Origin of the sequence: Clostridium sp. UBA871 (assembly GCF_002295255.1) — a bacterium.
Taxonomy (GTDB): Bacteria; Bacillota; Clostridia; order Clostridiales; family Clostridiaceae; genus Clostridium_J; species Clostridium_J sulfidigenes.
The window spans coordinates 303,630-316,123 of the sequence record NZ_DBFV01000007.1 but is presented as its reverse complement, the minus strand read 5'-3'; the positions used below and the strand labels follow the sequence as shown (position 1 = coordinate 316,123).

Genomic DNA, 12,494 nt, shown 5'->3' with positions numbered 1-12,494 from the left:
AGTACAAGGTCATTGTATAGTATGTCCCCCAATAAGTATTTACGATAAATCAAGGAAGAAAGGTGATAAATGATGTTAAGTTATTATGGTAGATTATCTTCAGAAGTATATGATATGGATAAGCCTATAGGGCATTCTTTTGGAGATGTAGAATTTTACATGAATAGATTAGAGTCTTGTAAAGGACCTATTCTTGAACCTGCAACAGGAACGGGGCGTATATTAATTCCGCTTTTAGAAAAAGGATTAAATGTGGATGCATTTGATATTTCAAAAGATATGTTAAATATATGTGAGCATAATTGTAAAGAAAGAGGTTTGAATCCTAAACTTTTTGAAGGTAAGATGGAGTCTTTTTCACAAGATACAAAATATGATGCTATTATAGTGCCAACTGGAACCTTCCTTCTACTACATAATAGAGAAGATTCAATAAAAGCATTACAAAACTTTTATAGGCATTTGTCTAATGGTGGTAGATTAATTGTTGATATATTTTTGCAAACAGATATTTCAACAGGTACAGTTTCCACAAAAACTTGGGACTGCTCTAATGGAGATATAATCACATTAGAAAATAAAATTGTAGAGGTTGACTATATAAATCAATATACCATTTCCCATGGGAGATATGAAAAGTGGCGTGAAGGGGTACTTTTACAAACTGAATTGGAGCGGTTCCCATTAAGATGGTATGGTGTAGAAGAGTTCAGACTAATACTTGAAAGTATAGGATTTAAAAATATTGTGATTTCTTCAGACTATAAATTTGGTCAGTATCCATCGAATTCTGAGCAAGTCGTTACCTTTGAAGCTGTTGCTATTAAATAGAAATATATTAATGTTCCCTCAGACTACGGTCTGAGGGATTTTTCCTTTAGGGAGTGATCAAATACGAAAAAGTAATAGCTTTGTGTAGTAGATATAAAAAATTATATTTAAATTTTTGATTAATTATAAATGTTAACGTAGATAAAAAATTACAAATAATATAATATTAATATATAATATTCTCGTATGAAGGTGAAATTTATGAAATGGTTACTAGAAAAATATAATGTGAAAACTATAAAACCATATTTATGGATATTTTCCATAGGAATAAGTAGTATATGCTATTTTTTTATAAATAATTATCAGAATCCCAAATTACATTCCGTATATACAGATATAGATGATTTAATTCCTTTTGTAAGTGTATTCATTCTTCCATATATGATGTATATGCCAAATTTAATAATCTCACTTATAATAATGTGTTATTGTGATGAGGAAAGATATTTCATTTCACTTTTGACTTTAAATATAGTTAATTGTATTTGTCTTATAATTTATCTAAACTTTCAAACCTATGTTCCAAGGCCAATAATAATCCATGATGATTTTCTATGCAATTTTGTAAAGTTTATTTATAGTAGGGACAACCCCTATAATTGTTTTCCTAGTATTCATGTAGCAGCAACTTTTTCAGCTTTAAAGGGAATAAATAAGCTTAAAAATATGCCAACAAAATATAAGATTGGATTTAATATAGTTGGATGGTTAATTATAATCTCAACTCAATTTGTAAAACAACATGTGATTATAGATTTGTTAGCTGGATTAGTTTTAGTGGAGGCTGTTTATAAGATTATAGAATATTTATATTACAATAAACATTACCTAAAGGGATTTATTAAAAATAAAAAGAAAGATGATGAAAAGGGTATGGCACAATAACTATGAAGTTGTGATATTATCCCCTCTCAGGCTTATGTTTGAGAGGGGTCTTTTTATGTGTCATTTTTCTTGTTCTTTTATAAACATATTTTTAATTTTGTGCTGGGTAACTACAACATATCAAAGAAATCCATGTAATTAATTCCCATATTAAAGCTACAAATGAAAATATAATGAAATTTAATGTATAGGTAAATTCAATTGAATGACAACTTTCTATTTGAAATTCAAATTAGACTGCCTTAAGTGTAAAATATATAATTAAAAGTATTGATGTATGGAGGGGAATTATGGGTACTAACATAAATATTGTTTCGGGATTTTTAGGGTGTGGAAAGACAACATTTTTAAATAAAGTAATTCCAAATATGCAAGGAAGTAATGCTTTAATTGAAAATGAATTTGGCAATATTGGTATTGATGGGGATTTAATACAACATAGTCTTCCAATTAAAGAGATTTATTCTGGATGTATTTGTTGTACAGTTAAAGAAAATTTTAATAAAGCCTTAGAGGAATTAGTCTTAGAGTATAAACCAGATAATATATTTATTGAGCCTTCAGGTGTAGGTAGTTTATCAGATATACTAAAGGTTTGTAATAGGGTTTCCTCAAATTCAACCTTAAATATAAAGATTAAGGATGTTATCACCATTGTAGATGTAGATTCCTTCAATGATTACAGTGAGAACTTTGGAAGTTTTTATTTAGATCAAATAGAAAATGCTCAGATGATTTTTTTAAGTCATTTTGAGAATCTAGTGGATAGTGAAGTTGAAGAGATTATTAAGAAAATAAGTTTAATAAATCCCAAGGCTACAATTTTTAAAGAGCCATGGATTTCTTTATCAGGGGAAGAAATTGTTGAAACAATAAACAGTATGGAATCCTATGAAATTGAGTTAAAGGATAGGCCTGCCTTTTTGGCAGCTAATAAGATGTTTGAAACTTTTTCTATAGATAAGCTAAGGACTTTTTCAGAGGAAGAAATAGATAAAGTATTACTTTCTTTAAATCAACAGGAGTATGGTTTTATTGTAAGAGCTAAGGGAATTGTTCAGCTTTCTACAAAGAAACTGGTTTACTTTGATTATACCCCACATCATTATCATTGGGAGTATTTAGAAACGGTAAAAACTACAAAGGTAACCGTAATTGGCAGTAACTTAGATAAGAAAAAAATAGTAGGAATTTTTTATTAATAAATTAGGGGGGTACCATGGGAAAAATAATTGATTATAAATGTACATATGGTAATGAACAGGGAATTAGTAAAGAAATTATTGAAAAAACCAATTTGAAATTTCCTGATGCTTATAAAAATTGGGATAGTATGGTGACACTTGCAAAGGAGCTTAAGGAATACTATAAGGACAATGTTTGTACACTACCCTTCTGTCATACTGTGGAAGGGGAGGCACTAGGGGGAAAAGTTAATCTTGGGGATGAGAATATAGGACCAAGAGCCAAAGAATATATTTGTACAACTACAGAAGAACTGCTAGATTTACCTAAAATTGATTTTTCAAAGGGAAGAATTTCCGAAGTTTTAAAAGCCTGTAAGTCTTTGAGAGAACAAGGTGAAAATGTGGTTTTAAATGTTTCGGGACCATTTACAATAATGAATGTTTTAATTGAACCAAGGGTTGTTTTCAAAACTTTTAGAAAGAATCCAGAGTTAATTAGGGAAGTTTTTAATAAATTTCAACATGAAATAATTGAATTTATAGAAGAAGCACAAAAAGTAGGGGTAAACATCATTAGCTATGCAGACTCTTCTGGGGGAGTTAATATTCTTGGACCTAAGTTTGCAGAACAAGTAGTGGAAATGTTTACTTATCCTTTATTAAAAACAATGGATAAAATCATAAATGAAGAAATCATAATAGTACTTTGTCCGAAAACTACTTTTTCTTTATTAGGAACTGATAAAGCAGTGTGGAAGGATGTTTCTTTAGGAGGACCTTTAAACTATGAAGAAGGTTGCATAAAGGCTATAGGACTAGCAAAGTTTGTTGGACAAACATGCATGAAAAATAAAGACTTTCAGTTAAAAGATGGGGTTATTAAAACCCTTGAATTACTATAAATAAATAACACCTTAAAAAAAGGAGATGGTTGTATATGCACAAGGATGATAAAATGACCCCAATTGAAAGGTTAAATGCCTTCATGACAGGAAAACCTATGGACAGAATACTTGCAATGCCTGTAGCTTGCTCTATGTCTGGACTAGCATTAGGAATGACCCACAAAGAGAAAAGAAGTAGTGCGTTAAATGAAGCTAAAGCACAGATAGCTTGTTATGAAAGGTTTGGAAACGATTTATTAGTGGTTGAATATGGATTACATGGTGTAGGTATTGCATTAGGTAGTAATATGAATGATCCAGAGGAATCTGTACCAGCAATTATGAGTTATGTTTTAGAGGATTTAAATGATATAGATAAACTTGATATGTCAAAGTTAGAATTAAAAAACGATAAACTTTTCCAATTACATATTGAGGCTGCAGAAATATTAATTGATAAGCTAGGTAAAGAGGTTCCAACAGGGGTTTTAATATCTGGACCCTTTACTGCAGCAGCAAGTATTTATAAAACAGAAAATTTTTTAAGAGCAACTAGAAAAAATCCAGAAAAAGTACATGAGTTAATTAAGTTTTGCACAGAAGCATTAAAGATGATATGTAGAGAATTTATAAAACGAGGTGTTCTTATATTGCTATGTGACCCAATTGCATCAGGAACAATTCTTAATAGAAAACAATATTTAGAATTTGTATTACCTTACACTATAGATTTAATGCAGGATATTCATGAGGCAAAAGGCTTAGTTTGTTACCATATTTGTGGAGACACAACATCAATAGTAGGGGATATGGTAAAGTCCGGTTGCGATATGTTAAGTATAGATAATAGAGTTGATTTAGCTTACACAAAACAAGTAGCAGGGGATAAAGTTCCAATTCTAGGTAATGTAGACCCAGTAGAAGTTCTAATTTTAGGAAGTACACAGGAGGTAGATTCTGCAGTAAAAACTTGCATGCAAAAGGCTTATGATAGTCCTTGTGGCTATATTTTAGCATCAGGTTGTGACCTTTCAGGAAATGTTCCTTTAGAGAATATTGATCAATTTATGGCCTCTGCAAGAAAATATGGAAAGTGGCCAATAGATCCGAAAAATTTCATGTAAAAATATATGTTTGAAAAATTTTGTAATTAAAATGGAGGAATAATAATGACAGCATCTAAAGAACAGTTATTAAAAAGATTATCTGATGGCGTATTAGAAATGGAAGAAGAAGAGGTAATAGAAGCCTGTGAGGAATATGTAGAGGCAAAGTATAAAGCCTTTGATGGTATTATGGAAGGACTTGTAGATGGTATGAACCGTGCAAGTCAATTATATGAAGAGGAAGAATATTTCGTAACAGATGTATTACTATGCTCAGATGCAATGTATGAAGGGCTATCAATATTAAGACCTCATCTTCCTATAGAAGAAGAAGGAAATAGCAAGCCAAAGGGAGTTATTGGAGTTGTAGAAGGAGATACCCATGACATAGGAAAGAATCTAGTAAAAATTATGATGGAAACTGCTGGTTTTGAAATGATTGATTTAGGAAGGGATGTTTCGCTTAAAAGTTTTGTAGACAAAGCTAAAGAAGTTAAGGCTTCTTTTGTATGCATGTCAACCTTAATGACAACAACTATGTCAGGAATGGGAAAAGTTATTGAATTGTTAAAGGAAGCAGGAATTAGAGATGAAGTTAAAGTCCTTATAGGTGGAGGACCGATTTCTCAAAAATTTGCAGATACCATTGGTGCAGATGGGTACAGTTCCAATGCTGTGGAGGCAGTAAAATTAGCAAAAAAAATGCTTAATATAGCTTAGAAAGAAGGATGTAATATGATATCTCCAAGAGAACGATTAAATATGGTTTTCAACAGAGAACAGGTTGATAGAGTTCCATGTATTTGTCCTGGTGGCATGATGAACATGGTTACAACAGAAGTAATTGAAGACCTTGGAATAGATTTTTCAAAGGCTCATAGTAATGCGCAAACTATGGCTGATTTAGCTACTGCAGTATATGAAAAGGACTGTTTTGAAAATTATGGAGTTCCTTTTTGTATGACCATTGAGTCTGAAGAGTTTGGAGCAACTGTGAATATGGGGTCAAACATATATGAACCTCATGTTGTGGAGTATGCGATAGATTCAGTAAAGGAATGGACGAAACTCCACGAGATTAATTTTCAGGAGGGAAGAGCTAAAGTAGTTATTGATGCAATTAAATTATTAAAAGCAAAGGGGACCAATGTTCCTATAATAGGGAATTTAACAGGGCCAATAAGCACTGCTAGTTCTGTTATGGAACCTGTAGTATTTTATAAAGAGCTGAGAAAAAACAATGAAGAAGCTCACAAATATGTTGATTATGTTACCGATCAATTAATTTTATTTGCAAAGAAGCAAATAGAAGCAGGGGCAGATATAATTGCTATTTCTGACCCTAGTGGAACTGGTGAAATCTTAGGACCTAAGCTATTTGAAGAATTTGCTGTGAAATATATTAATAAGCTAGTGGATGCTATTCAAGAAGTACAGGGAAAAACTATCGTGCACATATGTGGCCAAATGAAAAATGTGTATAAAGAGGTAAAAAAAATAAAAAGTGATGTTCTAAGCTTTGACTCCATTGTTAGTATGAGTGAGGCACGAAAGAATTTAGGAGATAGATTACTTATGGGTAATGTGAGTACCTATACAATTGAATTTGGAGAGCCTAAGAAGGTTTCTGATTTGACTAAAAAATGTGTTAAAGATGGAGTGAACATAATTTCACCTGCCTGTGGACTTGGAATGAAATCTCCTCTTACAAATGTCAAAGCAATCCTTGAGACTTTAAAAAAGGAGATGCTATAGAAATGCCTAAGATTTTTATTAAACAGTTAGGTAAGGACTTTGAGTATGTTCCAAAGAAAAACTTACTACAGCTATTATTAGAAAATGATATTTTTGTAGATAATCCTTGTAATGGAAATGGTTCTTGTGGGAAATGTAAGGTCAGGGTGTTGGAAGGAAATCTTCCGCCACTTTCGCCAACGGAAAGAAAGCTATTGAAAGAAGATGAAATAAACGCAGACATAAGACTTTCCTGCTTGGTAGTACCAAAAGAAGATATTACAATTGAAATTCTGCAAAAGGAAAGAAAGCATAAAATACTTACTACTGGGTATGTACCTGAATTTGAGTTTAATCCTACAATTTCTAAAAAAATCTTTGAAATAAAAATGCCTACTTTAGAAAAACAAAGTCCTTTTGAAGATTCTTTATGTGAGGCACTTGGGTCTAAAAAGGTCAACTGGAAGTTGCTAAGGGACTATGAAAGCAGCTATGGAACTGTAACTGGAGTATTTAATGACAGCGAGTTAATTGCCCTTGAGGCAGGTGATACTACTGAGTTTCTTTATGGTGTTGCCATTGATATCGGAACTACAACGGTGGTTGCAGCATTAATTGATATGAACAATGGTGAGGAATTAGCTACAGCTTCAAGAATTAATCCCCAAAAGAAGTTTGGGCTAGATGTTTTAACTAGAATAACCTATGAATTAGAACATCCAGAGGGTTCAAAAGAAGAGTTACAGAAAACTATTGTAGAAGCTATTAATGAAATGGTTGAAGAGTTATGTAGTGAGGGAAAAGTAAAGAAAGAAAATATTTATGAAATTTCTATTGCTGCAAACTGTACTATGATGCATTTTCTTTTAGGTGTTGATGCAACATCAATTGGAAAATCTCCCTACGCTCCTATATTTACAAAGGCAAAAAACATATCAGCAAGTGACCTTGGGATAAAGGCTGCTAAGTGTGCAAGAGTATATTGCCTTCCTTCTGTATCCTCTTACATTGGAGCTGATATAGTGGCAGGTGCCTATGTTTGTGAATTACATAAAGCTGAGGAAAATATACTATTTATAGATATTGGAACTAATGGAGAGATAGTTTTATCTAAGGGTGGAAGATTACTTTCCTGTTCCTGTGCAGCAGGACCAGCATTAGAAGGAATGAATATAAGTTCAGGGATGAGAGCAGCAGAGGGCGCTGTTGAAGGTGTGGAAATCACTGAAAATGGAATAGACCTTAAGGTTATAGGAGAGGAAGACCCTATAGGGATATGTGGAAGTGGGATACTAGCAGTAGTGAAAGAGCTTCTTAGAACAGGAATTGTAAAAAACAATGGAGCATTTATAAAAAAAGAACAACTAGAGGAATCTGATTATCGATATAAGATGATACAATTAAATGGGAATAAAAGAGAATTTATTTTAAAAGGTACTCCAGAACAGCTACTAATAACTCAAGGGGATGTTCGTCAGGTACAATTAGCAAAAGGAGCTCTGCTTTCAGGATTTTATGCCTTGTTAAAACAGGCTAAGATTGATATGGGTGAATTAGATAAGGTGATGATAGCTGGACAATTTGGCGCTCACCTTCCAGCAGATAGCCTTGTAGGAACAGGAATTTTGCCAGAAGAGGTAAAGAATAAACTAGTATATGTAGGGAATTCTTCTAAAACTGGAGCATACATGGCACTTATGTCTGTTAAAGTTAAGAAAGAAATAGAGGAATTAGCAGGTGAAATGGAATACATGGAACTTGGTGCCTCAGAGGGATATGAAAAATTATTTTCACAGTGTCTTATATTTGGAGATAAATAATAGATTCTATAAAACATATAAATAAAAGGCATATGGCATAGAACATAGGTCATAAAATAAAAATATATGAATTACCTTTGAAAAAGCATAGGTAATTCATATATTTTTTTATTCTCATTTAAGTAGAGAACCCAAATCTATGATTTGGTGTGAATCACTTACTCAGCGAACGCAGTGAGTCGAGTTTCAATTATTAAGTTGTTAGCTCTCTATTTGCTGTGAAATAAATTGCTTAATTTTAGATAAGCCTCCATGCTTAAATTTTAAGGTATAGTAATCCTTTGAAATATTAATAAGTTCAATATCAATTATATCTAAATTTAACAATGCTTCCTCTATTTTTTCTAAAGTTCCATCTTGGGAATTTTCAATAACTGCTTGCTTTGTTTTTAATCTTATCCATTCCATAAGCAGAGTATTATAGTTGTTTTTTATAAAATCCATATCCAAGCCTCCTTAAAGTAAAATTATAAAATATAAGAATGATCTATATTACTCCTTATATTTTATAAAACTGTGTTTTATACCTTTGGGAATAAATTTAATTGTATTTGGGTATAAATATAATTAAATATAATCATTTATATTTTAACATAATAATATGAAATATAATATAACTAATTAAAGTATAGTTTAATCTAACTTGATTAATTATAACTATATATATATAATAATATATAAGTGATAATAATTGAATAAGTCAAGGGTAAGTAGAAAGCTTAACTTGTGAATTAACATATTTAGATTTTAAATTAAAAGCAAATAGAAAGATCCTAAACATAAATGGGGGTAAATTTTAATGAATGATAATATGAGTGATAATGAGATTATGACTGTTAGTGAGGTGGCAGAATATTTCAAAATAAGTGAAGTTACTACATATAAACTAGTACAAGAAGGGAAAATTCCAGCCTTTAAAATTGGTAGGCATTGGAGAGTAAAAAGAAGTGATTTAACTGAGTTTATTGAAAAGTTAAAACGAGGAGAAAGAATATAAACTTAGTTTATAATAGGAGGATATGTTTTGAAAAGTAAGATTAAAAATAAAATTAGGGTTATATCTCTAGGGGGACTAGGGGAAATTGGTAAAAATATAACAGTTATAGAATATAAGGATGAAATTATTGTAATAGATTGTGGAATTTCATTTCCAGAGCCAGATATGTATGGGGTTGATCTAGTTATTCCAGATATAACTTATTTGCTAGAAAATAAGGATAAAGTAAAAGGTTTTTTCTTGACTCATGGACATGAGGATCATATAGGTGCATTACCTTATGTGTTAAAACAACTTAATGTTCCAGTGTATGGGACCCGTCTAACTTTAGGATTGGTGGAAAGTAAATTAGAAGAGCATAATATACTAAAAGATTGTGACCTTAATGTTGTAAAAGCTGGAAATACTATTAAATTAGAAAATATAAGTGTAGAATTTATAAGAAATAGTCATAGCATTGCAGATTCCTGTGCTATTGCAGTGCATACACCTATTGGTAGAGTTATTCACACTGGAGACTTTAAAGTAGATTATACTCCAATTGATGGAGAGGTTATGGATTTACAAAGACTTTCAACTTTGGGCAAGCAAGGGGTATTATTGCTACTTGCTGATAGTACTAATGTGGAACGTCAAGGGTATACCATATCAGAAAAGGTAATTGGAGAATCCCTTAATAGGATTTTTGGTAAAGCAACAGGAAGAGTAATAGTGGCAACCTTCGCATCAAATATTCATAGGCTACAACAGATTGTAAATGCATCTATTTTCTATGAAAGGAAAATAGCCTTTAGTGGAAGAAGTATGGAAAAAATATCTCAAGTAGCAATGAATCTTGGGTATTTAAACATTCCTGAAGAGAGTATTGTTGGTATAAATGACATTGGTAAGTACGATAGTGAAAACATTACAATAATCACAACTGGTAGCCAAGGTGAGCCGATGTCAGCGCTTACAAGAATTGCTGCAGGAATACACCGAAGTGTACAAGTAGAAAAAGGTGATTTGGTTATTATATCTGCATCTCCAATACCAGGAAATGAAAAGTGTATATCCAATGTAATAAATGATTTATTTAAAAGGGGTGCTGAAGTTATATATAATTCCTTAGAAGAAATCCATGTTTCAGGGCATGCTTGTCAAGAGGAATTAAAGCTAATACACTCTTTAGTTAAACCAAAATACTTTATGCCGGTTCATGGAGAGTATCGTCATTTAATGCAGCATGGATTACTGGCTGAGAAGCTAGGTATGGATAAGTCTAATATATTTGTATCCCAAGTTGGTGATGTATTGGAAGTGCACAGCAAAGCTGCTACCATATCAGGTAAAGTAAAAACAGGAGCAATAATGGTAGATGGACTAGGTGTAGGAGACGTTGGAAGTAGTGTATTACATGATAGAAAATTATTAGCACAAGATGGAATTCTAACTGTAGTAATTACAATTAAAAAAGATTCTTATACTATAGTAGCAGGACCAGACATAATAACTAGAGGTTTTGTTTATGTTAGGGAATCAGAAAACATCATTAATGATGCAAGGGGCATTGTATTAAAAGAAGTTGAAAAGAAATTAGCAGCTAAAGATATGAGTAGAAGAAATATAAAATTTGCAGTTAAAAATTCTCTATCACAATTCATATATATGAAGATTAAAAGACGACCAATAATTATGCCAATAATTATGGAAGTTTAAGATTTAAAACAATAATAAATAGAATTTTTTATTAAAAAACTTTAAGAAGATAACGTAATAGAAATTAAATAAGCTTTGAATCTAGTGAATAAGATTCAAAGCTTATTTTAGTTTTGTATATTAAGTGATTTATTTTCACTAATTGTAAGTTGTCTTATTTAATTTAACTTCAAAAATAATAATTGCAAACATATTGACAGTTATCTATGTGTAGTCATATAATGGATATAGACGATTATCTATATAGCTTTTAAAATGAGTTAAGTAAAAAATTCACTTTGTAATATTGGAATTAATTAAAGTTAAAAAATATAATTTAAGGAGATGGGAATGTGTTTGTATTTGAATGGTTAAATAATCAACTATTGAAAATGGAATGGCTTAGTAATTTAGTTACACTTATAGTAAAAAATTTATTTGGCCTAGATGTTAGTAGCAGAATTGGAGGAAGTATTCACTTCTTTATATATGATGTTATGAAGATATTCATACTACTTTCAGTATTAATATTCTTAATTTCATATATACAAAGTTTCTTTCCTCCAGAGAGAACTAAGAAAATTTTAGGAAGATTTAATGGTATTTGGGCCAATATATTGGGTGCCTTACTTGGAACTGTTACACCCTTTTGTTCCTGCTCATCCATTCCTTTGTTTATAGGATTTACTAGTGCGGGTCTACCAATTGGGGTTACATTTTCATTCTTAATATCTTCACCTCTTGTAGATTTAGCTTCTGTTATTTTGCTTGCAAGCATATTTAACTGGAAGATTGCAATTGCTTATGTTGTTGTAGGTCTTATTCTTGCAGTTATTGGAGGCTCAATTATTAGCAAGTTGAAACTTGAAAAATATGTAGAGTCCTTCGTTTTTAACAATAAGATGATTGAAGTAGAGCAAGAAGATTTGACTAAAAAAGATAGGATGATTTTTACTAAAAATCAGGTTTTGGACATTATAAAAAAAGTATGGCTATATATTTTAATCGGTGTAGGAATAGGAGCTGCAATTCATAACTGGATTCCAGAGAATGTAATTACTGCTGTTCTTGGTCAGGATAAATGGTATTCTGTTCTGATAGCAACTTTTGTAGGAGTTCCTATGTATGCTGATATTTTTGGAACTCTACCAATTGCAGAAGCATTGGTACTTAAAGGAGTAGGAATTGGTACAGCCTTATCATTTATGATGGGTGTAACTGCACTTTCCCTTCCATCTATGATTATGCTAAAGAAAGTAGTGAAACCAAAACTATTAGGTATATTCGTAGGAATTGTTACTATAGGAATCATTATCATAGGTTATGTCTTTAATGCCTTTGGGTATCTTCTACTATAAGAATATATATTT

12 protein-coding genes are annotated in these 12,494 nt (G+C 31.4%); 11 read left to right on the top strand and 1 reads right to left on the bottom strand.

Annotation, left to right across the window (positions count from 1 at the left end; translation table 11 throughout):
- Positions 1-72: 72 nt before the first annotated feature.
- The 8 genes from B3086_RS12180 (at position 73) to B3086_RS12145 (ending at position 8,450) form a co-directional block, all read left to right on the top strand.
- Positions 73-831, top strand: coding sequence for a class I SAM-dependent methyltransferase (locus tag B3086_RS12180; RefSeq protein WP_346879255.1), 759 nt, complete (start codon positions 73-75; stop codon positions 829-831).
- 201 nt (positions 832-1,032) lie between these two features.
- Positions 1,033-1,719, top strand: a complete 687-nt coding sequence (locus B3086_RS12175) for a phosphatase PAP2 family protein (RefSeq protein WP_346877045.1) — start codon at positions 1,033-1,035, stop codon at positions 1,717-1,719.
- 290 nt (positions 1,720-2,009) lie between these two features.
- Positions 2,010-2,921, top strand: coding sequence for a GTP-binding protein (locus B3086_RS12170; protein ID WP_346880061.1), 912 nt, complete (start codon positions 2,010-2,012; stop codon positions 2,919-2,921).
- Positions 2,922-2,938: 17 nt separating this feature from the next.
- Positions 2,939-3,808: a uroporphyrinogen decarboxylase family protein gene (locus B3086_RS12165; RefSeq protein WP_346879250.1), complete on the top strand. Its 870-nt coding sequence runs from the start codon at positions 2,939-2,941 to the stop codon at positions 3,806-3,808.
- Between the two features lie 35 nt (positions 3,809-3,843).
- Positions 3,844-4,914 (top strand): uroporphyrinogen decarboxylase family protein, encoded by a 1,071-nt coding sequence (locus B3086_RS12160; RefSeq protein WP_346893463.1) that lies wholly within the window; start codon positions 3,844-3,846, stop codon positions 4,912-4,914.
- Between the two features lie 45 nt (positions 4,915-4,959).
- Entirely contained in the window at positions 4,960-5,616 is a 657-nt protein-coding gene (locus tag B3086_RS12155) for a corrinoid protein (protein ID WP_346893461.1), read from the top strand.
- A gap of 15 nt (positions 5,617-5,631) precedes the next feature.
- A complete protein-coding gene (locus tag B3086_RS12150) occupies positions 5,632-6,651 on the top strand; it encodes a methylcobamide:CoM methyltransferase MtbA (RefSeq protein WP_346877041.1) in 1,020 nt (339 codons plus the stop codon).
- A gap of 2 nt (positions 6,652-6,653) precedes the next feature.
- Complete coding sequence (locus tag B3086_RS12145) at positions 6,654-8,450, top strand: ASKHA domain-containing protein (RefSeq protein WP_346893459.1); 1,797 nt, start codon at positions 6,654-6,656, stop codon at positions 8,448-8,450.
- 201 nt (positions 8,451-8,651) lie between these two features.
- Here the strand turns inward: B3086_RS12145 and B3086_RS12140 are convergent, their stop codons facing one another.
- Positions 8,652-8,894 carry a hypothetical protein gene (locus B3086_RS12140; RefSeq protein WP_346846396.1) on the bottom strand — a complete coding sequence of 81 codons (243 nt, stop codon included), beginning with the start codon at positions 8,892-8,894 and terminating at the stop codon, positions 8,652-8,654.
- Between the two features lie 355 nt (positions 8,895-9,249).
- Here B3086_RS12140 and B3086_RS12135 point away from each other — a divergent pair, with 355 nt between their 5' ends.
- The 3 genes from B3086_RS12135 to B3086_RS12125 all read left to right on the top strand — a co-directional run bounded on the left by B3086_RS12135 (position 9,250) and on the right by B3086_RS12125 (position 12,482).
- Positions 9,250-9,447, top strand: coding sequence for a helix-turn-helix domain-containing protein (locus B3086_RS12135; protein ID WP_198028608.1), 198 nt, complete (start codon positions 9,250-9,252; stop codon positions 9,445-9,447).
- A 27-nt stretch (positions 9,448-9,474) separates the two neighbouring features.
- Positions 9,475-11,145 (top strand): ribonuclease J, encoded by a 1,671-nt coding sequence (locus tag B3086_RS12130; protein ID WP_346846397.1) that lies wholly within the window; start codon positions 9,475-9,477, stop codon positions 11,143-11,145.
- 332 nt (positions 11,146-11,477) lie between these two features.
- Positions 11,478-12,482: a permease gene (locus B3086_RS12125; protein ID WP_346893457.1), complete on the top strand. Its 1,005-nt coding sequence runs from the start codon at positions 11,478-11,480 to the stop codon at positions 12,480-12,482.
- Positions 12,483-12,494: the final 12 nt, after the last annotated feature.

What these genes read in the sequence shown, in the direction of transcription:
- B3086_RS12180 (WP_346879255.1), top strand. Translation starts at nt 73, where the DNA reads ATGTTAAGTTATTATGGTAGATTATCTTCAGAAGTATATGATATGGAT.
- B3086_RS12175 (WP_346877045.1), top strand. Translation starts at nt 1,033, where the DNA reads ATGAAATGGTTACTAGAAAAATATAATGTGAAAACTATAAAACCATAT.
- B3086_RS12170 (WP_346880061.1), top strand. Translation starts at nt 2,010, where the DNA reads ATGGGTACTAACATAAATATTGTTTCGGGATTTTTAGGGTGTGGAAAG.
- B3086_RS12165 (WP_346879250.1), top strand. Translation starts at nt 2,939, where the DNA reads ATGGGAAAAATAATTGATTATAAATGTACATATGGTAATGAACAGGGA.
- B3086_RS12160 (WP_346893463.1), top strand. Translation starts at nt 3,844, where the DNA reads ATGCACAAGGATGATAAAATGACCCCAATTGAAAGGTTAAATGCCTTC.
- B3086_RS12155 (WP_346893461.1), top strand. Translation starts at nt 4,960, where the DNA reads ATGACAGCATCTAAAGAACAGTTATTAAAAAGATTATCTGATGGCGTA.
- B3086_RS12150 (WP_346877041.1), top strand. Translation starts at nt 5,632, where the DNA reads ATGATATCTCCAAGAGAACGATTAAATATGGTTTTCAACAGAGAACAG.
- B3086_RS12145 (WP_346893459.1), top strand. Translation starts at nt 6,654, where the DNA reads ATGCCTAAGATTTTTATTAAACAGTTAGGTAAGGACTTTGAGTATGTT.
- B3086_RS12140 (WP_346846396.1), bottom strand. Translation starts at nt 8,894, where the DNA reads ATGGATTTTATAAAAAACAACTATAATACTCTGCTTATGGAATGGATA.
- B3086_RS12135 (WP_198028608.1), top strand. Translation starts at nt 9,250, where the DNA reads ATGAATGATAATATGAGTGATAATGAGATTATGACTGTTAGTGAGGTG.